Source organism: Cyclobacterium amurskyense (assembly GCF_001050135.1).
GTDB classification, from domain to species: domain Bacteria; phylum Bacteroidota; class Bacteroidia; order Cytophagales; family Cyclobacteriaceae; genus Cyclobacterium; species Cyclobacterium amurskyense.
Genome location: NZ_CP012040.1, coordinates 3090587 through 3111131 on the forward strand (window position 1 = coordinate 3090587; position 20545 = coordinate 3111131).

The window sequence follows — 20545 nt, forward strand, 5'->3', positions numbered from 1 at the left end:
CGTTTTATGTACACGAAACATGAAATCAAGAAAACCAGACAAGATTTTTGGACTACTTTTGGTCAATATATGAAGCCTGTGCCCAATGCTGATGGATCAAAAATCAACTGGAAAAACTATAAAACAGGTGTGAAGCACATGTATTTTAGGATGAAAGCAGAACGAGATTTTGCCTCCATTTCCATAGAAGTTCAACATCCGGATGAGGAAATCAGAGGTTTATTGTTCGATCAATTGATTACTTTCAAAAGAATTTTTCAACAAGAAGTAGGGGAAGAGTGGGAGTGGACTTCCGATTCGCCAAACGAATGGGGAGAGCTGTCAAGCAAAGTGGAAAAAACCATTACAGGAGTAAACGTGATGAGAAAAGATGATTGGCCAAAAATCATCTCCTTTCTAAAGCCGCGGATAGTTGCAATTGATGCCTTCTGGGCAAATATGAAATATGGTTTTGAAGGATTGGTCTAATCCTTTTAATAGAACTATTTACTGCTTGTCGTGTCTTTTGGGCAGATCAGGATTGGTAAACACAAACCCTCTCGCTTCATTGCTTTCGTGAAAATCCACCTGCATACCCATCAGGAACATCACATGTTTTTTTTCTATTAGTACTGGCAATCCTCCAATTTCAAATTCCTGGTCACCATCCTTCGTCAGATCAAAACCCAATGCATAGGAAACGCCACCACAGCCCCCACCCTTTACACCTATTCTTAAGGAATATTCGACAGGTATATTCTTGGTGGTCATAATGGATTTGATCTCTTCGAGAGCCTTGGCCGTAATTTTTATTGGAGTCAACATGTGGGATTAAGGAAGTAGCATGGTTAATGGTTCCAAAATTAAAACAGAAAAACAATTGGTGCATAGTAAAACATGACATTATTTTAGATATTGCCAATTAAAACCTTTGAACATGGATTACCTATTTGAACTATTAAAAATAATTATTCCTGCAGGCCTGGTCATTTATGGAATGTTTATTATTACGGTATCATTTTTGAAGAAGGAAAAAGAGATGAAATGGTTGGATATCAAATCCAAAAATTCTGAACAGATTATTCCTTTGCGAATTCAAGCCGGTGAAAGGCTCTGCTTATTGTTGGAAAGAATCTCTCCAAACAACCTTATAAGAAGGGTAAATGGGCCTGACATGCTGGCTGGAGAATTACATAGTCTGTTGATTCAAGAAATTAGAAATGAGTTCAATCATAATTTGTCTCAACAAGTGTATTTCACAGATGATTCGTGGGAGACTTTGCGTTCCGCTGTGGAGCAAACCATTTCACTTATCAACCAAGCTTACCAGCAAGTAAGTCAGGATGAAAGGAGTCTTGAGTTGTCAAAAAAAATATTTCAACTCGCAATGGAAACAGATCAGGATAGCATAGGAGTCGCCCTAAAAAAAATCAAAGATGAAATACGCATTTACTACTGACCTAAACACTAAAAAGCAATAAATTCACATGGACAGTTATACATCAGGTCAAAGCCTCTTTGAGAAGGTTAAAGCCATATACCTAAACAGGGCTGAGCACATTGCGGGTACCGAGAAAAAGCTGAGCAGTTTGCTAGTGAAAGTAAATAGAAAGTGGCAAGAACTTTCTCAAAACCCAACTTTTGCACAAGTCAAATTTCAAGTTGAAATTTTCATAAGAATGATTAAGGCCCATATGAGCAAGAAATATTCAGGCCTGTCAAATAGGTCATTGGGTTTGTTAGTCCTTGGCTTGTTTTATTTTGCACTTCCCACTGACCTAGTGCCGGATTTTATTCCCTTTGTAGGTTATGTGGATGATATAACTGTTTTGCTCGCTATTTTCAAAAGCCTTCAATCGGACATAGAGAAATTTTTAGACTGGGAAAAAAATCAGGATTTATGAGTCACATCGCTTTTGTTTCCGGTGCTTCCGGTTTGGTGGGGATACAACTTCTCCATCAGCTTTTTAAGAATGAAGCCATTGATTGGGTCGTGACCTTCGGAAGAAGGGAATTAGCCCTTAAACATCAAAAACTGGTTCAGGTAAAGGTTGATTTTGAACATTTGGATAAAGTCGACCTGGAAGAAGAAGTTAGGAAGCAGAATATGGGTGGTGATAAGCGATCCTTATTAAAGGGACTTAGTGAGACCTCTACATCGATTATCGCTTTTAGCGCCTTAGGAACTACCATTAAAAAGGCGGGGTCTAAAGAGAATTTTCGACGAATAGACCATGATTATGTTCTGGATTTTGCAAGAATGAGTTTGAGGTTAGGAGCTAGTAAATTCATGTATGTAAGTGCCATTGGAGCGGATGCTCAATCAGCAATTCTTTATAATAAAGTAAAGGGTGAGGTTGAAAATGGTTTAAAGCGAATGGATTTTAATTATGTTGGTATTTTTCAGCCTTCCATATTATTAGGAGAAAGAAATGAAAACAGGCCTGGGGAGGAAATAGGTAAAGTAGTCATGAAGTTTGTTACCTTCTTTGGGCTCTTTAGTAAGTATAAACCGATTTATGATCATCAGGTAGCCAAAGCTATGGTGCAAAAAGCGCTGAACTTAAATCTCACAGGAAATGAGACCATCACGTCTTCTGAGATGCATAAAATGACACAATGATTGTAGTATTACAAAGAGTAAAAAAGGCTTCGGTGAGCATTGATGCCAATGAAAAATCAGCGATTGGCCCAGGTTTGTTACTACTTTTAGGTATAGAAACAGCAGATACCTCCGAGGATATTTCTTGGATATGTAGAAAGGTAGTAAATATGAGAATCTTTACTGATCAGCAAGGGGTCATGAACGAGAGTATTTTGGAAAGAGATGGTGATGTTTTGATTGTAAGTCAATTTACTCTTCATGCTAGTACTAAAAAAGGAAATAGGCCTTCTTATATCAAGGCCGCTAGGCCTGAAGTCGCTATTCCGCTTTACGAACAATTTATAGAAGAGATGACCAATCAGTTGAAGAAGCCTGTCTCCACCGGAGAGTTTGGTGCTGATATGCAGGTTTCCTTAATAAATGATGGGCCGGTTACAATTATCCTAGATTCAAAAAACAAGGTGTAAATTAGCCCCTTTCTCAAAAAAATATTTTATGGTTGTGTAATCAGGTCAAGTCTTTGATTAGGGCCTGGTCATTAAAAATTAACCTTAACCCTTTCCTTTATCATTCCTTTGCAGAAACCGATTGCTTAGGAGCCAAGAGTTATCACCATTAAATCAGGAAAAATTGATATTCTCTTCAATCCAGAATAGCTGACAGCATGGATGGGGTTTAATGTTTGTCCAGTAAGATTTAGGGGTTTCCATTTAAGCAAAAAAATATAGAATGAAGAATAAGAATGTGTTTTTAGAAATCAAAGAAGCTACAGTTCAGTCTCTTGGGAAAACCGTGTTCAAAAATTTAAATTTCACAGTTCAAAATGGAGAATCTTGGGCGATTTTAGGGGATTCAGGGAAAGAACGAACCTTGTTTCTAGAAACACTTTTGGGCAGGACTACTTTGGTAGAGGGGAGTATTGAATGGCCATTTGCTGCTGAATACCAGGTAAAACAACGGGACCTAGGAGTGATCAATAGCTTTAGAGATCTGATTGCCTTGGTTTCCCAGAAATACACCTTTCGGAACAAATCCAGCCAGCAAAGCTTTTATTACCAACAACGTTTCAATAGTGCTGAATCTGAGGATACGGCAACTGTAGCCGCATTTCTTAGTGAAGTGGAAATAAAGGGAGAAGGAAAATGGGATCTTCCTAATGTTATTCAACTATTTGGCCTTGAAGAATTGAAAAATAAATCCTTAATAAAACTTTCCAATGGGGAGTCCAGAAGGTTGGCAATGGCACAAGCCTTGTTGAAAAATCCAAAGCTGTTATTAATAGATATGCCTTTGGTGGGACTGGATGTGGAAACGAGGGCTAGTTTTGAAGGGATACTCAAGTCCATCCAAAAATCAGGAGTTCAGATTATCATGACATCTTCTGCTAGGGAAGTTCCTGAGTCCGTTGATAAGATTGCCTGGATAAGTGGAGGGAAGTTAGCAGTGGTTGAGGATAGGGATAGCCTTATCCCCTTGGAAAATGAGGCCTTTTCAATGTTTGATTTTTCTCCTGAGGTTTTTGATGGATTATTGGAGGGCCTTGGAGCGGCTTACTCAGGTCAGGAAATTATAAAAATGAGTAATGTGACCATCAAATACGGTCAAAAAAAATTACTTGATAACCTCTCTTGGCAAGTGTTGCATGGTGAAAAATGGCTGATAAAAGGCCATAATGGTGCAGGGAAATCAACCCTAATTAGTATAGTGCTTGGTGAAAACCCTCAAGCTTACGCCAATGATATTTCCCTTTTTGGTAGGAGAAGAGGTACTGGGGAGAGTATATGGGATATTAAGCGTCCCATTGGTTTTGTTTCTGCAGAATTGGCCCGGTATTTTCCCGCCAACCAAACTTGTAAAAAGGTGGTGGCTTCTGGTTTTTTTGATACAATGGGACTGTTTAAAAAACTAAACAAAGACCAAGAAGTAATTGTGGATAAATGGCTTGAAGCTTTTAGATTGTCTCATTTGAGTGAATTGAGGTTGAGCCAGGTAAGTCTGGAAGAGCAACGGTTTTGTCTTTTGGCCAGGGCCATGATTAAATCTCCAGCTTTGTTAGTTCTTGATGAGGCCTCCCAAGGCATGGATGAAGAGCAAAGAAGTAGGTTCAAGTCTACTATCGAGTTTTTCTGTAAAGAAACGAACTTGACTTTGCTTCTTGTAAGTCATTATAACGAGGATATCCCAGACTGTATAGGGCATACACTTAAATTAAAACAAGGAAAAGCAATTAAATAAGTAGAACCAATGACCATAGAAGAAGCACAAAAGCAAGTAGACGAATGGATTAATACCACAGGAGTAAGGTATTTTAGTGAGTTGACCAATATGGCTATTTTGACAGAAGAGGTGGGAGAGGTAGCACGAATTATGTCACGGAAGTATGGAGAACAATCCTTTAAAGAAAGTGACAAAGAGGTCGATTTGGGTGATGAAATGGCAGATGTTTTATGGGTATTGCTTTGTCTGGCCAATCAAACAGGAATAGACCTTAATAAAGCTTTTGAAAGAAATTTTGAGAAAAAAAACAAGAGGGACAAGGATAGGCATAAGAACAACGAGAAACTGAAATGATTGGCAGGGCGTTTTGATTTCCGAAATAGTTTATAGACCATGCGATTTCGGGTTGATAATTTCAAACTGCATGATTTTACTATCGATTGCATCGTTCCTCTGTTGAGGGACGAAAATTTCTTCACAGTTGGTTTAAATAGGGATTGAAAGTAAGCGTCAATATGGTTTTATTTCCTCCCCTACAGCAATTATTCCCTTATCCAAAGCGATAAGGTTTTGGCCAAATAATATCTTCCCACCGACATTTCTGTATTGTGCCAAAGTCTTTAATGGCTCCTTGCCTTTTGTTCCTGTTTCTTGGTTAATTGTTGTCATTACGCATCTTGCGCAAGGTTTTGTGACTCTAAACCTTAGCTGACCTATTTGAATGTCTTTCCAATCATCTTCAGCGAAAGCCTGCCCACCCGTAAAAACTATATTTGGACGGAACCTTGTCATTGGCAGTGGTTCTTTCAGTTTGCTATTTAGATCGTCCAGTGAGGATTGACCAATAAGGAGAAATGGCATACTGTCTGCAAAGCTCACATGCTCATTGTTAAAGCTGTACTTGTTTTCGATATACCTTTTATTTTCCAGGTCCATTTTTACTAAATGACAATTGACATTTAGCTGGCTTGAAAACCACTTGTCGACTTCAGCAGAAACATGGATTGTGGTTACGGCATCGTCCCAGACATTACTTTTAATCTTTTCACCAGAAAGCTCATCAATAGGTATTTTAATCCTTTCACTAGTTTTTAGGCTGTGATACACAAGGAGATGGTCTTTCCCTAGGGCTACCTGTAGTAGTGCCATTTCGGGTAGGGTACGTTGGGTGAGAAATTTCCCATTCTGATCTACAAGCATCCAGTTTCTATCATATTGAAAACCGGAAACTTCTACATTGGCATCGATTAAATTTATTCCACCCAGAGATTTGATTGGGTAAATGTTGATTTGTGAGATTTTCATTTTGATTGAAAAGGTTGGCTTGTCTTGTTGATGTCGGTTGCTACTAGTGCAATATTATGCGAAAAATTGACATTTATAAAGATAACCTGTCATAATTTATGACAATGTGGCATTAATTTCACGAATAATTCACTTGGCACATTGGTTGTTATAGTAGTTTTGTGTTTAAAACGAAAACGACAAAATTTATATAATTATGGGAAAAATTATCGGTATTGATTTGGGTACTACCAACTCATGCGTCGCTGTAATGGAAGGTAATGAACCAGTGGTCATTCAGAACAGTGAAGGAAGAAGAACCACCCCCTCTATAGTGGCATTTTTGGATAATGGAAACGGCGAAAGAAAAGTTGGAGACCCTGCTAAACGTCAGGCAATTACCAACCCAGCAAATACCATTTCTTCTGTTAAGAGGTTTATGGGGAAAAAATATTCTGAGATTTCAGATGACAAAAAGCATGCGTCTTATAAGGTAGAAAAAGGACCAAATGACACTGTGGCTATCAAAATTGGTGACAGGTCTTATACTGCACAAGAACTTTCTGCAATGATTCTTCAAAAAATGAAATCAACTGCAGAAGATTTCTTAGGTCAGGAAGTGACAGAGGCTGTTATTACAGTTCCGGCCTATTTCAATGATTCAGAAAGACAAGCTACAAAAGAAGCCGGTCAAATTGCGGGTCTTGAAGTGAAAAGGATCATCAATGAGCCTACTGCCGCGGCATTGGCATATGGTTTAGACAAGAAAAATGCAGACATGAAAATTGCTGTATTTGACCTTGGTGGAGGTACATTCGATATTTCTGTATTGGAATTAGGTGACGGTGTATTTGAAGTTAAATCTACTAACGGTGATGTTCACTTAGGTGGTGATGACTTTGATCAAGTGATAATCGACTGGCTTGCAAGTGAATTTAAATCAGAGGAGGACATTGATCTTAAAAATGATCCAATGGCACTTCAGAGATTAAAAGAAGCTGCTGAGAAAGCTAAGATTGAACTTTCAAGTTCTTCTGCAACGGAAATCAATTTGCCTTATATTACTGCTACACAGACTGGACCTAAGCACTTGGTGAGAAGTTTGTCAAGAGCTAAATTTGAGCAATTGTCAGATAGTCTTGTAAAAAGATCTATGGAGCCTGTCCGTAAAGCAATGGCTGATGCTTCTATGTCTCCTTCAGACATTGATGAAGTAATACTTGTAGGTGGATCCACAAGGATTCCTAAGATTCAAGAGGAAGTTGAGAAATTCTTCGGTAAGAAACCTTCTAAAGGTGTAAATCCAGATGAGGTTGTTGCTATTGGTGCAGCAATTCAAGGTGGAGTACTTACAGGAGAAGTGAAAGATGTTCTTTTGCTTGATGTAACACCTCTTTCTTTGGGTATAGAAACAATGGGTGGTGTATTTACCAAATTGATTGAGTCTAACTCAACTATTCCAACTAAAAAATCTGAGGTTTTCTCAACTGCAGCTGACAATCAGCCAGCAGTGGACATTCATGTCCTTCAAGGGGAAAGATCGATGGCCAAAGACAATAGAACAATCGGAAGATTTCAGTTGTCAGATATCCCGCCTTCTCCAAGAGGAGTTCCTCAAATTGAAGTAACTTTTGATATAGATGCCAATGGTATCCTTAATGTGTCTGCCAAAGACAAAGGAACTGGTAAAGAGCAAAAGATCAAAATTGAAGCTTCTTCTGGATTGACAGAGGAGGAAATCGAAAGAATGAAAAAAGAAGCCGAAGCAAATGCTGCTACGGATAAAGAGGAGAAAGAAAAAATCGATAAAATCAACCAGGCTGATAGTTTGATTTTCCAAACAGAGAAACAACTTAAAGAGTTTGGAGACAAATTGTCTGAAGGAAACAAAACCGCAGTTTCTGGTGCTTTGGAACAGCTTAAAGCTGCACATCAAAGTCAAGATCTAGCAGGAATTGAATCTGGAATGGAAGCCTTAAATACAGCATGGAGTGCAGCTTCTCAGGAGATGTACAATGCTACTCAAGGTGCAGAAGGTGGAGCTGGTCAGCCAGGACCTGATGCGGCAACTGAAGACGCTTCAGGTGACGGTGTTTCAGATGTTGATTACGAAGAGGTAAATGAAGAAGATAAGAAATAATATTCTTCATTTATATAGAATAAGTTAAAAATAATGGTGTCTTCGGTTGTCGGAGATGCCATTGTTTTTATTGTACCTTAGGTTTATTTCCTAAACAATAACCAATCTATTAAAGGTCGAAATTGCTTTAGAGGCAGTCATTTCGGCACAATTTTAAGCTTTGTCAATCTGGTGCTAAGGTTTAGTTTCGTATTAGTCTGTTTTATAGGACTACGTTTCTTGATTAGTGACCTATTGCTTAAAGAGGATTTTTATTTCCATACTATTAGCGTTAAATAAATACCGGCATGCAGTTAACATCCGAAAACAAACTTAAAAAACTGATTATTGTTGGCGATCGGCTTTTGATAAAATTAAAAAAGCCAAACCAAAAAACATCCAGTGGGCTTTATTTACCTCCTGGAGTTCAGGAAAAAGATAAAGTTCAACAAGGCTATATTATTAAAGCTGGACCAGGATATCCGATTCCTTTACCTGTAGAAGATGACGAGCCATGGAAAGACCAGGCCGAAAATGTTAAATACATTCCTTTGCAGGCAAAAGAGGGAGATTTAGCCATTTTTCTTTTGAATGGTGCCTTTGAAGTTATGTATGAAGGGGAGAAATATTTTATTGTCCCTCAAAGTGCCATTTTAATGTTGGAAAGAGAAGAAGAGCTTTAGAACAGACTAATTAAGTAAATTATGCCTTTCAGTATCTATTGCGATAAGTGTTTATTTCTGAAAAAGGACAATTAGTTGTTGACAGAGATCACTTTAAAATAAGCCATTTTGTAACTGAGTTTAATTTATTCAGAGTAAAGCTTGGTAGGAATCGATAAATACGAACATTGTGTCGTGTTTCAAGTCAAATATTTTAGTTAAGTGGGTCTTGCCTTTATTGGTGGATCCACTTTTTTTTGTCCAGCTTTATTGACTTGTGAAAAGGGGTACCTGGTAGGTGAGTAGTGAGTTAAACCCGGATTATGTAATAGGATTTCTCCGTCCTGACAATAGTCAGGGGTGAAGCCTGTCCCGTGTTTGCGGGAAGTGTTGCAATCGCAAGAAAATCAGGCTGTTTGGATATTTTAGCATAGCACCGCTATGGTGAAATTGAAAACAGCAACGAAGTGGCTGATTTTAAAGCGATTTCAGCACGTAATAGAATGTCTATTGCCTATTTCGGGTTAAAGCAATTTTCTTAGGACAAATAAAATTAGGCGTTCAATTCATTATTAAAACTTAGATAAATGAGCTTTTTGAAGTTTTGTTAACAATTTTCTTGGTTTAAGGGTTTATTGATCTATGGGTTTTACAAAGCAGGGTTGTTTACAATTTCCCTCTCAAAAAATTTGTATTTTGCATTTCCTTTTATGCTTTCTTTACAATTTTTCAGATTTATTGAGTGTTAAACCAGATTAATTTGTAGTTTAATGGGGATTTTATCACCAAAATGCGACTACACTGAGTACTTGTTTCTTAACTAATTAGATTTATAAAAACGTCTAATATAGTTTGACCCGAGAGTGCGGTCTATTGAGATTGCTTGTTCTATTGCAGTTAAATTTTTATCCTAGAAAAACTTTAATTGAAGAAAATGATTAACCCATCTATTTTTGAAAAAATCCCAAAAACTGATCTCCTGAATTTTTTAAAATCTCACTTTAATGAAGGAATATTGAGTTTTACAAAAGAGGAGGAATGGAATGCCGAATGTAATGAGGACATGTTGGCTACACTTGGTTTTTCTGAAGATAGTGGGCTGTTTCCTGGTCTATTTAATTTAATGAAGATTGGAGAAAAAGAACTTTTAATTGCTTTTTTAGAGAGAGCCGAATCTGAGGCCATTCAAAATTATACGATTAAGCTTCACTCGATGAATGGAAAGGTAATGACTTTGAAGCTAAATGGGTTTGGCCTTCCTGATTCCAATGCAGAGAAAGCAAGTGAATTTATTTTTTTTATTGAGAACTTAACTGAAGCTATAGAGAAGGAGAGTTTTCATCACCAATGTAACCTCAAATCTAAGATTGGGTATTGGAGCATCGATCTCGAGAATAATTTACCGGAATGGAGTGCGGTTACCCGTCTTATTCATGAAGTGCCCGATGATTATGTGCCATCGATGGAAGAAGCACTTGACTTTTATAAAGAAGGGAAAAGTCGAGAGGCTATTAAGAAGGCATTTGATAATACTTTAAAGACAGGAGAATCTTATGAGCTTGATCTAATATTAATTACCTATACCAAAAAAGAAAAGTGGGTAAGAGCAATTGGTCAGGCAGAATTTATTGATGGAAAACCAGTAAGGGTTTTTGGGACTTTTCAGGATATACATAGTAAAAAAATTGCTCAGTTAAATTGGGCTGCTGAACAAGAAAAGTTTAAATATGCAGTACAAGGTACTAATTTGGGCATTTGGGAGTGGAACGTTCAAACTGGTGAGACCATCTTTAATGATAGGTGGGCGGAAATTCTCGGGTATAAAGTAAGTGAATTAGAACCTCTTAATTTTCAAACTTGGGTAAACTTAATGGATCCTGAGGGTTTAAAAGTTGCAGAATCTAATTTGCAAGCCTGTTTTGAGGGGAAAACCGATTATTATGAATGTGAATTCAAAATGAGGCATAAGGATGGATCCAGCAGGTGGATTCATGCAAGGGGGAAGGTAATATCCTACACAGATGATGGTGAGCCAAAAATAATGTTTGGAACCCATCAGGACATTAATTTCTCAAAGTTAAAGGTCCAAAAACAAGCTATTTTTATTTCACAGGCACCTATTGCAATAGCAATGTTTGATAGGGAAGTTAAATACCTGGCAGTCTCCGAAAAATGGATGTCAGACAATGATATTGAAGACCAGTCTGTGATAGGGCAGTCTCACTATGAAGTTTTTCCTGAGATAGGTGAGGATTGGAAAAGAATCCATAGGGAATGTCTTGCGGGTGCAACCAGAAGTAAAAAAGAGGATAAATTTGTAAAAGATGATGGTACTGTTCAGTGGTTGTCTTGGGAAGTGAAGCCTTGGTATGATGAGGAAAACAATATTGGAGGTATAATCATGTATACTGAGGATGTTACAGAAAATAAAATTGTGAGCGAAAAGCTAGCGATTTCTTTAAATGCCTTTCAAAGGAATTTTGAGAATGCGGGGATTGGAATGGCCATCGTGTCTATAGAAGGGAAATGGCTTAATGTCAATGACAAAATCTGTGATATGATTGGATACAGTAAGTCAGAATTTCAAGAACTGACTTTCCAAGACATAACCCATCCTGATGATTTGGCTTCTGATCTAGCTTTCCTTAAAGAGGTAATAGCCGGTAAGAGGCAGACCTATCAGGTGCAGAAAAGGTATGTTCATAAAATGGGGCATGAAGTTTCTGCCATTTTGGTCGTTTCGGTTGTGAAAGATACCAATAATAAAATCTTGTATTTTATCTCACAACTTATAGATATCACGGCCTTAAAAAATGCGCAAAACCAAATTTCTACGCTTCTCCAAACAACACAGAAACAAAATGATCGCTTGAAAAATTTCGCTCACATAGTTTCTCATAACTTAAGGTCACACTCTTCAGGAATGAACATGTTACTTGAGTTATTGGAATTTGAGCACCCAAATTTATTTGACATGGAGATTATTGGTTTACTTAAAAAAGGAGGAGTCAATCTTTCAGAAACCATTGAACACTTAACTGAAATAGTAAACATAAACTTAAATGAGACTGCGGAATTGGAGCGTGTAGAATTGTCTAATATTATAAATAAAACGATTGAGAGTGTTTACCCTATCGCCATGCAGGAAGGAGTGGAGATAATAAATGAAGTGAAAAGTGAAGTGCATGTGTCAGGTTTTTCGGCATATATTGAAAGTATAGTGCTAAATTTTGTCACGAATGGGATTAAGTACAAGTCGCAAGAAAGAGATAGTTATTTAAAAGTTCGCCTAAAATTTCACGAAGATACAGTTGAAATTCAATTTGAAGACAATGGTTTAGGAATTGACCTTAAAAAAAATGGAGGATCTTTGTTTGGTATGTACAAGACTTTTCACAGACATAAGGACTCTAGAGGAATAGGCTTATTTATCACTAAAAATCAAATTGAGAGTATCGGCGGAAGTGTGAGTGTGGAAAGTAAAGTAGGAGAAGGGACGTTATTTAGCGTGTTTCTTCTTAAAGATGATAAAATTTAATAACACTTTGATGTTAAGTGATAAAAGTTGAGAACAGAGCAGTTATTTGCATTCATCTGCTGAAAAATAAAAGCATAAAAAAAGCCATGGTAACATTGTTAACCATGGCTTTTTTTATGTATGCTTGAAGTTTTATCTCTTATCTTAGATTAGAAGGAGAATACACCTGCGACTAAGAATGAAGCTAAATTTTTAGAGCTTTGGTAATCATTGTTGATAAAGAAATTATCAGACATCATATCCAGTCTAGTTTCTGGGATAATGGTAAAGTTATCTGTGATTTTGATGTTTCCAGAAAGGGTGCCTGCTACCACTCTGCCATCACCAACTGTATTTAAACCAACAACACCATCAAGTCCATCATTGAATACTTTGAAATATTCTCCTCTTGCTCCAAGGGAAAATTTATCAGAAGTGGCAAATTGTAAGTATCCAGCAACTCCATAAAAACCATATCCATCTCCTGTGGCATCCTGTATAGATGTACCACTATACATTTGGCCAGCAGCGGTAGTGTTATAGGTAGTGTTAAGTCCTAGATACAAGGTTTCTGTGACGTCATAACCAGCTGTAAGGTCGATTTGAAAAGTGTTTCCCATAGAGCTTGGACCGAAAGAAGGTAAAGTGTTCATATCTAGTTTTCCATCTTGGTCTCCATACAATACGTTTAAGTATGTTCCACCTGCATCAGTAGAATAACCCAGTTGCCCACCAAATGTGTAAGAACCATAAAAGTTGAATTCCGTCATATCTGTAGGATTCATGATAGCAGCCATTAAAGACCAGTTGTCAGAAAGCTGGAAGTCAGCTTTTAGTCCTGTATGCGAGAATGGTCCATATGAAAACATATAAGAAGTGGAGTAGTTGAAGTTTCCAGTTGGAGAAATAACTTCATAGCCTAAATAAGTGTTGAAATTACCAAGCGTGAAAGTAACCGCATCACTTACATTGTAGTACATGTAAAGTTGGTTTACAATTTGAGAACTACCGGCCATTCCACCAGCGTAAAGCGGAGATCCGAAAACGGCATCTTCACCTCTAGGTCCGAAAACCAAATCAGCAACAAAACCGACTTTTTCACCTTCATAAGTGGCAATTACATTTGCCATTCCCAATGAAAATCCAGATAAGTTGGCAAATGAAGTGGCAGGAGCCTGCGCAGCATCACCCTTGTTCGGTGCATTTAAATTACTTCTAAAGTAGGCGTCTACTGAGCCTGAAAGTGCAAATTTTGATTGGGTTTCTTCTGTCTCCTGAGCCAAGATAAATGTAACTGGCAATAAAAATAGGATTGTTAATATTGTATAAAATCTTTTCATCTGTATTTTGATTGAATTTGAAAATATAATTAGAACCAATGGGTGCCTGCTCTTCTAGTTTGTGCTTAGAATCGCAGGACCCTGGTTAAAGTTTTTATTGAAATCTATTCGTCATAAACGATAGTGTAACCTCTGATACCGTGCTCATGACTATCAAGTCCGGATATCTCATGTTCTTCAGATACTCTTATTCCTATTGTCTTCTTCAATACGAAAAAGATAGCAAGGGCAGAAAAGAAGGCTACCACGCCACAGATAAGGATACCTATTAGTTGAGTTAAAACGGTGTGCTCAGGATTGTTAGAGAAAATACCAACTGCTAAGGTTCCCCAAATACCGCAAGTAAGGTGGACAGAAACAGCACCAACCACATCATCAAGTTTTAATTTGTCAAGTAAGATTGCTGACAATACCACAAGTATACCTGCAATAAAGCCTATCAATAGTGCGTATATGGGATTGATAACATCAGCGCCTGCTGTTATACCAACTAGTCCAGCGAGGATCCCGTTCAATACCATCCCTAAATCAAGTCGTTTGAAAGCGATATAGGCAGCGAAAAAACCTCCTAGTCCACCTGCACAAGCCGCAAGAGATGTTGTTACAAGTACGAAAGACACTAATCCAGGATCAGCAGAAAGAACAGAGCCTCCATTAAATCCAAACCAACCTAACCAAAGTAGGAAAACACCAATCACTGCCAAAGGAACACTTGATCCTGGCTTTTCTATTGTTTTACCATTTACATATTTACCTATACGAGGACCTACCATAATAACCCCAGCTAATGCTCCCCAGCCACCTACAGAATGAACCAAAGTTGAACCTGCGAAATCATAAAAGCCCATGGCGTCAAGAGCTCCTCCGCCCCATTTCCAGCTACCAATTATTGGATAAACCATTCCAACAAAGATCACTGTGAAAATTAGATAAGCCCAAAGCTTAACTCTCTCTGCAATAGCGCCTGATACAATTGTAGCGGCAGTAGCAGCAAACATGGCTTGAAAAAGAAAGTCTGTCCAGTAAGTGTATCCAGCGTCTGCATATTCAGTGCTAACATCTGCACTTGCAGGGCTAAACCAGAACATGCTCCATCCGGCACTGTCAAAACCAAACCAACCTGGAACGTCAAATCCAGGGTACATTAGGAAAAAGCCAAGTAAGCCATAAGACAAAATACCTATAATAGGTGTTACTGTATTTTTAAAAAGAATATTAACAGTATTTTTTGCCTGGCCAAAACCAGCTTCTACACCGGCAAACCCAAGGTGCATAATGAATACAAGAGCCGTAGCCAGCATCATCCAAACATTGTTTGTTGTAAGGAGGTTCTGAGCGATTGCGTCGGCATAGTCAACTCCACTAGAACTGACTTGTAATAAAGGTGGTAAAATGTTTTTCATAGATTCCAAAGAATTAATGTGTTACAGGTTGAATTTTTACTTTCAATTTTAATTCGATACAAATTTAGACAATTAATAGTCAAAAAAACAACTAATTTAATCCTGATAAGTGTAAAATTTACAAAACAAGGGTTAAAATGTACCTTAAAAATAGATTTATTATGTTTTAAAATGTATTCAAGGGTAATATTTACACCTTATATTTTTCAATACTAATATTTGTAAAAAACGAGTTGTATAGAATATATAAGTGGTAATGTTTGTTTTCTGCGATACATATAATGGATTTATAATAAAAAAACCATCACCTATTTTGAATAAGTGATGGTTTTTAAGTGTTCAGTACCGTCCAGGAGATTGGTATTATTCCAATAAAAAATTTATTTTCCTATTTTTTTAAAATAATTGCAATAACTTTAACTATTAAGAATTTTAATTCCGTTTTTAATAGCTGTTTTGCAATGAAAGTAGGGATTTGTTATTGATTTTAAAACATATGTTATTGTTGTAGGAGGGCAAATTCTTTGGCAAAGTAGGTGAGAATGACTTTTGCTCCGGCTCTTTTTATACTAAGTAATGACTCAGTCATTGCCCTTTCGCCATCCAGCCAGCCATTGGTAGCAGAAGCTTTGATCATGGCATATTCACCACTTACGTTATAAGCTGCTATTGGGAGGGGAAACTGGTCATGCAATAGTTTAATGATGTCTAAATAGGCTAGGGCCGGCTTCACCATTAGAAAATCTGCGCCTTCATCAAAATCCAATTGGCCTTCAATCAAAGCCTCCTGGCTATTTGAAGGATCCATTTGGTAGGTTTTTTTGTCTCCAGCTTTAGGGGCAGAGTCTAGTGCATCTCGGAAAGGGTTGTAAAAAGCGCTTGCGTACTTTGCTGTATAAGACATAATCGATACGTCTTGGAAACCATTTTTATCAAGTAATCTTCTCAAATAGCCTACTCGTCCATCCATCATGTCGGATGGGCCTATTATGTCTGCACCAGCCCTTGCTTGGGCAAGAGTCATTTTCCCTAAAATTTCCAGGGTTTCATCGTTCAGTATTTTCCCATTCTCGACAAGTCCGTCATGTCCATCTATACTATAGGGATCCATGGCTACATCCGTCATAACGCATGCTTCCGGGAAAGTTTGCTTAATGGTAAAGAGTGCTTTTAAGTAAAAGGTGTCTTCTCGATGGCTTTCTGTAGCCCATCGATCTTTTTTATCTTCAGTATATGCTGGGAAAATATCAAAGGTAGTGATGCCTAATTTAAGGCAGCTTTCAATTTCTATTAACATTTGATCCAAGGAATACCGATATATTCCAGGCATAGACTTTACGGGTACCTTCTGGTTGATTCCATCAATTAAAAACAATGGTAGAATAAAATCTTTGACAGACAGTCTAGTTTCTTCAATCAACGCACGAATAGCTGGAGATTTTCTATTTCTTCTGGGCCTTCTCAACATGGCTTTTGTTTTAAGGTTAGGTATTTAATAGTATTGGTAAAATTGATCACTCTCCTACTAAAAAGGGAGCTTATTAGGTATTCCTTATTGTAAAAGTTGATCTACAGTTTGTAGATCAATTTCTGAATAGTCATTAATATACAACTGACAAGGAGGTAGATCTTCTTTGGCATGTGAAGAGAGAACCCCAACCACTTGCATCCCCGCGTTGATGGCGGCAGAAACCCCTGAAAAAGAATCTTCGAAAACCAGACAATTTGCAGGGTTTACATCCAGTAATTTTGCGGAGGTAAGGTAGACTTCAGGGTCAGGCTTGTGGTTCTTAACATTCTCACTAGCTAAAATTGATTCCATATTAGGTGAAAATTTCAGGTGACCCATGATGAGATCTAAATTGGCTCTCGGTGCCGAAGTAGCCACACCTGTACGGTACCCCTCTTTTTTTAATCCTTGGAGAAATGGAAGGAATTCTGGGATCGTTTTAATATTGTCTGCATATATTTCTCTAAACAGGCCTTCTTTTTCATTTTCAAGGTTTGTGAATTCTTCCCCTACAATTTCTCTTCCTAAGAAATGGTTGAAAATGTACTTGTTACTTTTGCCGTACATGTGTTTTTCGAATTCTTCTTCAGTGGGGTTAAGTCCCCTTTTTCCAAAAAACACTTTAAAGGCTTCAGAGTGGAAGGGGTTGGTGTGGCAAATCACACCATCCATATCAAAAATTACCGCTTGGTTTCTCATTTTTAGCTTTTCAGGATTTTTTAAAATTTAAAATTGTGCGTTCAATGATGTCACAGCAATCATGAAGTTCTTCTTCAGTCATTACAAGTGGAGGGGCAAAGCGGATAATATTTCCATGAGTAGGTTTGGCGAGGAGTCCATTGTCTTTTAAACCGACACAAATGTCCCAGGCAGTTGTACTGTCTGCAGTGTCATTGATCACTATAGCATTTAATAAGCCACGACCTCTTACGAGCTTGATGAGTTGGGTCTTCTTTATTAGCTGCTCCATGCGTTTCCTAAATAAATCCCCCAAATGCCGGGCATTTTGTGCTAATCTTTCGTCTTTCACGACTTCCAATGCAGCGATGGCTACTTTTGCGCCCAGTGGGTTACCTCCAAAGGTGGACCCATGCTGTCCGGGATGGATAACCTCCATAATGGTATTGTTGGCAAGTACAGCAGAAACAGGGAAAAAGCCACCAGAAAGTGCCTTTCCAAGAATTAGGATGTCAGGTTCTACATAGCTGTCTTGTTTTTCGCAATGTCCTTGACAGCTGCAATTCCCACAAACGGCAAGTAAAGAACCTGTTCTAGCTATGCCGGTTTGTATTTCGTCTGCCATTAACAATACATTGTGTTCCTTGCAAAGTTTTTTGGCTTCTTTAATATAGTCTTGGTTAGGGGTGATTACACCTGCTTCCCCTTGGATCGGTTCTATTAGAAAACCGACGGTGTCAGGATTATTGATTAGCACCGCACTGAGTGCTTCCAGATCGTTGTAAGGGATTTGTATAAAACCTGGTGTATAAGGCCCAAAATTATTACGTGCATCCTCATCTGTGGAAAAAGAAACAATAGTAGTGGTCCTACCATGAAAATTTTCTTTGGCAACAATTATTTTAGCTTGATGTGGTTGTACTGCTTTTTTATCGTATCCCCATTTCCTAGCAATCTTGATGGCTGTCTCTACGGCTTCCGCTCCAGTATTCATTGGGAGTACTTTGTCAAAACCGAAATAGGAGGTGATGTATTCCTCATAAGGCCCTAGTGTGTCATTGTAAAATGCCCTTGATGTTAAGGTGAGTGTTCCGGCTTGTTCTACAAGAGCATTTTTTATTTTAGGATGGCAATGTCCTTGATTTACAGCAGAATACGCAGAGAGAAAATCGTAGTATTTTTTACCTTCTACATCCCAAAGGTAAACCCCTTCGCCTTTACTAAGGACCACTGGCAAGGGGTGGTAATTGTGTGCACCAAATTTATTTTCTAGCTGAATGGCTTCCTGACTTGAGCTGATTTTCTTCATTCTGGATTCCTTTTTTTTGTTCAATTTAAATATATATTTGCAGCACAATTGCACTGTTTGGCAAATATAATAAAAGGGTTTTGGAATCATTAATCAAAACCAAAAACTTGGAGCGCAGGGATTTATTAAATAATTATGGGGTACACTTTTGTTATTTAATGAAATCTTCCGATATTTGCAAACCCAATTGAAAAAAGTCAATCATTACTGGATACATATATATCATGGCAAAAATTTGTGACATTACTGGAAAAAGGCCTCAGGTAGGAAATAACGTATCACACGCCAATAATAAAACTAAGCGTAGATTTTACCCTAACCTGCATAAGAAGAGCTTTTATATCCCTGAAGAAGACGCATGGATCACTTTAAAGGTGTCGTCCTCAGCTTTGAGAACGATAAATAAAAAAGGAATCAGCGCTGTATTAAAAGAGGCGCAGAAAAAAGGAGAGATTATTATTAAATAAGACTTGCCTCACACCAATATTAAAATAACAGGAAATGGCTAAGAAAGGTAATAGAGTTCAGGTGATTTTAGAGTGCACTGAACATAAAACAAGTGGAATGCCCGGGACTTCTCGGTACATCACTACTAAGAACAGAAAAAACACTACAGAAAGGTTGGAACTTAAGAAATTCAACCCCATCTTGAAAAAGGTGACTGTTCACAAGGAAATCAAGTAATCACACAACCCAAGGGTAAAACGATAATATTATGGCTAAGAAAGTAGTAGCAACACTGAAAAAAGAAGGTGGCGTGACTTATGCCAAGGTAATTAAGGCAGTTAGATCTGAAAAAACTGGAGCTTATACCTTTAAAGAAGAAATGGTGCCAAGCCAAATGGTTCAGGAAATCCTGAAGAAATAAGGTTTTCAAGGCATACAAAACTTTTACTATCCCTTTCGGTTCCATCCGAAAGGGATTTTTGCGTATATTCGTCTCAGATTTAAAAAATTATGGGAATATTTGATTTTTTTTCTAAAGAGAAAAAAGAAAGTTTAGATAAGGGACTGGAAAAATCCAGCGATAACCTATTTTCAAAACTAGGAAAAGCCATTGTAGGCAAGTCTAAAGTGGATGAAGACATTTTGGATGAGTTAGAAGAGATTCTTATCACATCCGATGTTGGGGTAGATACTACCATTAAAATCATCCAACGAATCGAGGAAAGGGTTGCTAGAGATAAATATATAAGCACCGGAGAACTTGATGTCTTGCTTAGGGAGGAGATTGCCGGCTTGTTAGAAGAGAACAATACTCAAGATCTTGGTAGTTTTGATCTTCCTACCGACAAAAAACCTTACGTTATTATGGTGGTAGGAGTCAATGGTGTAGGGAAAACCACTACTATTGGAAAATTGGCCCATCAATTTAAGCAAGCAGGCAAGTCGGTTGTACTTGGTGCTGCTGATACTTTTAGGGCCGCAGCAGTGGATCAGTTGATCCTTTGGGGAGAGCGCGTAGACGTCCCTGTTATTTCGCATGGAATGAATACAGACCCAGCTTCGGTAGCATTTGATACTGTCAAAAAGGCCGTAGAAATGAAGGCTGATGTGGTAATTGTAGATACCGCGGGAAGATTGCATACCAAAGTAAACTTAATGAACGAGCTTACTAAAATCAAAAGAGTGATGCAAAAGTTTATCCCAGATGCTCCACATGAAATTTTACTGGTTCTTGATGGGTCTACAGGTCAGAATGCTTTTATTCAAGCCAAGGAATTCACGAAAGCAACTGAAATTAGTGCGCTTGCTATTACCAAATTAGACGGTACAGCCAAGGGTGGAGTGGTAATTGGAATCTCGGACCAATTTAAAATACCAGTGAAATACATAGGTGTAGGGGAGAAGATGAGTGACTTACAGGTTTTTAATAGGAAAGAATTTGTTGATTCATTGTTCCGAAAAAAACAGTAATATTT

The 20545-nt window shown here is 37.8% G+C and carries 21 protein-coding genes; 14 read left to right on the forward strand and 7 right to left on the reverse strand.

The genetic code is table 11. The features are described from left to right. Positions 1-6 precede the first annotated feature (6 nt). On the forward strand, positions 7-468 hold the full coding sequence (locus CA2015_RS12815; RefSeq protein ID WP_048642271.1) for a DUF4268 domain-containing protein: 462 nt from the start codon (positions 7-9) through the stop codon (positions 466-468). Positions 469-486: 18 nt separating this feature from the next. On the opposite strand, the gene CA2015_RS12820 is transcribed toward CA2015_RS12815, so the two are convergent. After that, the gene (locus CA2015_RS12820) at positions 487-804 is read right to left on the reverse strand and encodes a HesB/IscA family protein (RefSeq protein WP_048642272.1); all 318 of its coding nucleotides are present in this window, start codon (positions 802-804) and stop codon (positions 487-489) included. A 112-nt stretch (positions 805-916) separates the two neighbouring features. Between CA2015_RS12820 and CA2015_RS12825 the strand changes: the two genes are divergently transcribed. From CA2015_RS12825 to CA2015_RS12850, 6 genes are all read left to right on the forward strand, one after another. Next, complete coding sequence (locus tag CA2015_RS12825) at positions 917-1438, forward strand: DUF7935 family protein (protein WP_048642273.1); 522 nt, start codon at positions 917-919, stop codon at positions 1436-1438. 28 nt (positions 1439-1466) lie between these two features. Beyond that, a complete protein-coding gene (locus CA2015_RS12830) occupies positions 1467-1883 on the forward strand; it encodes a YkvA family protein (RefSeq protein ID WP_048642274.1) in 417 nt (138 codons plus the stop codon). Then, positions 1880-2602 carry a Rossmann-fold NAD(P)-binding domain-containing protein gene (locus CA2015_RS12835; protein ID WP_048642275.1) on the forward strand — a complete coding sequence of 241 codons (723 nt, stop codon included), beginning with the start codon at positions 1880-1882 and terminating at the stop codon, positions 2600-2602. Before CA2015_RS12830 ends, CA2015_RS12835 begins: the two co-directional genes overlap by 4 nt. Then, positions 2599-3051: a D-aminoacyl-tRNA deacylase gene (dtd, locus tag CA2015_RS12840; protein WP_048642276.1), complete on the forward strand. Its 453-nt coding sequence runs from the start codon at positions 2599-2601 to the stop codon at positions 3049-3051. The genes CA2015_RS12835 and dtd overlap by 4 nt, the downstream gene beginning before the upstream one ends. 262 nt (positions 3052-3313) lie before the next feature. Continuing rightward, a complete protein-coding gene (locus CA2015_RS12845; protein ID WP_048642277.1) occupies positions 3314-4819 on the forward strand; it encodes an ATP-binding cassette domain-containing protein in 1506 nt (501 codons plus the stop codon). A 9-nt stretch (positions 4820-4828) separates the two neighbouring features. Next, entirely contained in the window at positions 4829-5155 is a 327-nt protein-coding gene (locus CA2015_RS12850) for a nucleotide pyrophosphohydrolase (protein ID WP_048642278.1), read from the forward strand. A gap of 156 nt (positions 5156-5311) precedes the next feature. On the opposite strand, the gene CA2015_RS12855 is transcribed toward CA2015_RS12850, so the two are convergent. After that, the gene (locus CA2015_RS12855) at positions 5312-6106 is read right to left on the reverse strand and encodes an MOSC domain-containing protein (RefSeq protein ID WP_048642279.1); all 795 of its coding nucleotides are present in this window, start codon (positions 6104-6106) and stop codon (positions 5312-5314) included. Between the two features lie 196 nt (positions 6107-6302). On the opposite strand from CA2015_RS12855, the gene dnaK reads away from it, so the two are divergent. From dnaK to CA2015_RS12870, 3 genes are all read left to right on the forward strand, one after another. Continuing rightward, on the forward strand, positions 6303-8225 hold the full coding sequence (dnaK, locus tag CA2015_RS12860) for a molecular chaperone DnaK (RefSeq protein WP_048642280.1): 1923 nt from the start codon (positions 6303-6305) through the stop codon (positions 8223-8225). A gap of 287 nt (positions 8226-8512) precedes the next feature. Then, positions 8513-8887, forward strand: a complete 375-nt coding sequence (locus CA2015_RS12865) for a co-chaperone GroES (RefSeq protein WP_048642281.1) — start codon at positions 8513-8515, stop codon at positions 8885-8887. Between the two features lie 994 nt (positions 8888-9881). Then, a complete protein-coding gene (locus tag CA2015_RS12870; protein WP_169786481.1) occupies positions 9882-12404 on the forward strand; it encodes a PAS domain S-box protein in 2523 nt (840 codons plus the stop codon). A 149-nt stretch (positions 12405-12553) separates the two neighbouring features. Here CA2015_RS12870 and CA2015_RS12875 read toward each other — a convergent pair whose 3' ends face one another. The 5 genes from CA2015_RS12875 to rocD all read right to left on the reverse strand — a co-directional run bounded on the left by CA2015_RS12875 (position 12554) and on the right by rocD (position 18623). After that, positions 12554-13723: a porin gene (locus tag CA2015_RS12875; protein ID WP_048642283.1), complete on the reverse strand. Its 1170-nt coding sequence runs from the start codon at positions 13721-13723 to the stop codon at positions 12554-12556. Positions 13724-13827: 104 nt separating this feature from the next. Then, positions 13828-15126 (reverse strand): ammonium transporter, encoded by a 1299-nt coding sequence (locus CA2015_RS12880; RefSeq protein WP_048642284.1) that lies wholly within the window; start codon positions 15124-15126, stop codon positions 13828-13830. 499 nt (positions 15127-15625) lie between these two features. After that, positions 15626-16594 (reverse strand): porphobilinogen synthase, encoded by a 969-nt coding sequence (gene hemB, locus CA2015_RS12885; protein ID WP_048642285.1) that lies wholly within the window; start codon positions 16592-16594, stop codon positions 15626-15628. Between the two features lie 84 nt (positions 16595-16678). Then, positions 16679-17335: an HAD family hydrolase gene (locus CA2015_RS12890; protein ID WP_048642286.1), complete on the reverse strand. Its 657-nt coding sequence runs from the start codon at positions 17333-17335 to the stop codon at positions 16679-16681. A gap of 10 nt (positions 17336-17345) precedes the next feature. Next, the gene (gene rocD / locus CA2015_RS12895; RefSeq protein ID WP_048644505.1) at positions 17346-18623 is read right to left on the reverse strand and encodes an ornithine--oxo-acid transaminase; all 1278 of its coding nucleotides are present in this window, start codon (positions 18621-18623) and stop codon (positions 17346-17348) included. Positions 18624-18847: 224 nt separating this feature from the next. On the opposite strand from rocD, the gene rpmB reads away from it, so the two are divergent. From rpmB to ftsY, 4 genes are all read left to right on the forward strand, one after another. Then, complete coding sequence (gene rpmB, locus CA2015_RS12900) at positions 18848-19090, forward strand: 50S ribosomal protein L28 (protein WP_014020701.1); 243 nt, start codon at positions 18848-18850, stop codon at positions 19088-19090. Between the two features lie 34 nt (positions 19091-19124). Then, a complete protein-coding gene (rpmG, locus tag CA2015_RS12905; protein ID WP_014020702.1) occupies positions 19125-19307 on the forward strand; it encodes a 50S ribosomal protein L33 in 183 nt (60 codons plus the stop codon). A gap of 31 nt (positions 19308-19338) precedes the next feature. Continuing rightward, entirely contained in the window at positions 19339-19491 is a 153-nt protein-coding gene (locus tag CA2015_RS24600) for a DUF4295 domain-containing protein (RefSeq protein WP_084011759.1), read from the forward strand. Positions 19492-19580: 89 nt separating this feature from the next. Continuing rightward, entirely contained in the window at positions 19581-20540 is a 960-nt protein-coding gene (gene ftsY, locus CA2015_RS12910; RefSeq protein WP_048642287.1) for a signal recognition particle-docking protein FtsY, read from the forward strand. The last annotated feature ends 5 nt before the right edge of the window (positions 20541-20545 follow it).

Coding starts and splice junctions, on each gene's coding strand:
- CA2015_RS12815 (WP_048642271.1), top strand. CDS start 7: ATGTACACGAAACATGAAATCAAGAAAACCAGACAAGATTTTTGGACT.
- CA2015_RS12820 (WP_048642272.1), bottom strand. CDS start 804: ATGTTGACTCCAATAAAAATTACGGCCAAGGCTCTCGAAGAGATCAAA.
- CA2015_RS12825 (WP_048642273.1), top strand. CDS start 917: ATGGATTACCTATTTGAACTATTAAAAATAATTATTCCTGCAGGCCTG.
- CA2015_RS12830 (WP_048642274.1), top strand. CDS start 1,467: ATGGACAGTTATACATCAGGTCAAAGCCTCTTTGAGAAGGTTAAAGCC.
- CA2015_RS12835 (WP_048642275.1), top strand. CDS start 1,880: ATGAGTCACATCGCTTTTGTTTCCGGTGCTTCCGGTTTGGTGGGGATA.
- dtd (WP_048642276.1), top strand. CDS start 2,599: ATGATTGTAGTATTACAAAGAGTAAAAAAGGCTTCGGTGAGCATTGAT.
- CA2015_RS12845 (WP_048642277.1), top strand. CDS start 3,314: ATGAAGAATAAGAATGTGTTTTTAGAAATCAAAGAAGCTACAGTTCAG.
- CA2015_RS12850 (WP_048642278.1), top strand. CDS start 4,829: ATGACCATAGAAGAAGCACAAAAGCAAGTAGACGAATGGATTAATACC.
- CA2015_RS12855 (WP_048642279.1), bottom strand. CDS start 6,106: ATGAAAATCTCACAAATCAACATTTACCCAATCAAATCTCTGGGTGGA.
- dnaK (WP_048642280.1), top strand. CDS start 6,303: ATGGGAAAAATTATCGGTATTGATTTGGGTACTACCAACTCATGCGTC.
- CA2015_RS12865 (WP_048642281.1), top strand. CDS start 8,513: ATGCAGTTAACATCCGAAAACAAACTTAAAAAACTGATTATTGTTGGC.
- CA2015_RS12875 (WP_048642283.1), bottom strand. CDS start 13,723: ATGAAAAGATTTTATACAATATTAACAATCCTATTTTTATTGCCAGTT.
- CA2015_RS12880 (WP_048642284.1), bottom strand. CDS start 15,126: ATGAAAAACATTTTACCACCTTTATTACAAGTCAGTTCTAGTGGAGTT.
- hemB (WP_048642285.1), bottom strand. CDS start 16,594: ATGTTGAGAAGGCCCAGAAGAAATAGAAAATCTCCAGCTATTCGTGCG.
- CA2015_RS12890 (WP_048642286.1), bottom strand. CDS start 17,335: ATGAGAAACCAAGCGGTAATTTTTGATATGGATGGTGTGATTTGCCAC.
- rocD (WP_048644505.1), bottom strand. CDS start 18,623: ATGAAGAAAATCAGCTCAAGTCAGGAAGCCATTCAGCTAGAAAATAAA.
- rpmB (WP_014020701.1), top strand. CDS start 18,848: ATGGCAAAAATTTGTGACATTACTGGAAAAAGGCCTCAGGTAGGAAAT.
- rpmG (WP_014020702.1), top strand. CDS start 19,125: ATGGCTAAGAAAGGTAATAGAGTTCAGGTGATTTTAGAGTGCACTGAA.
- CA2015_RS24600 (WP_084011759.1), top strand. CDS start 19,339: ATGGCTAAGAAAGTAGTAGCAACACTGAAAAAAGAAGGTGGCGTGACT.
- ftsY (WP_048642287.1), top strand. CDS start 19,581: ATGGGAATATTTGATTTTTTTTCTAAAGAGAAAAAAGAAAGTTTAGAT.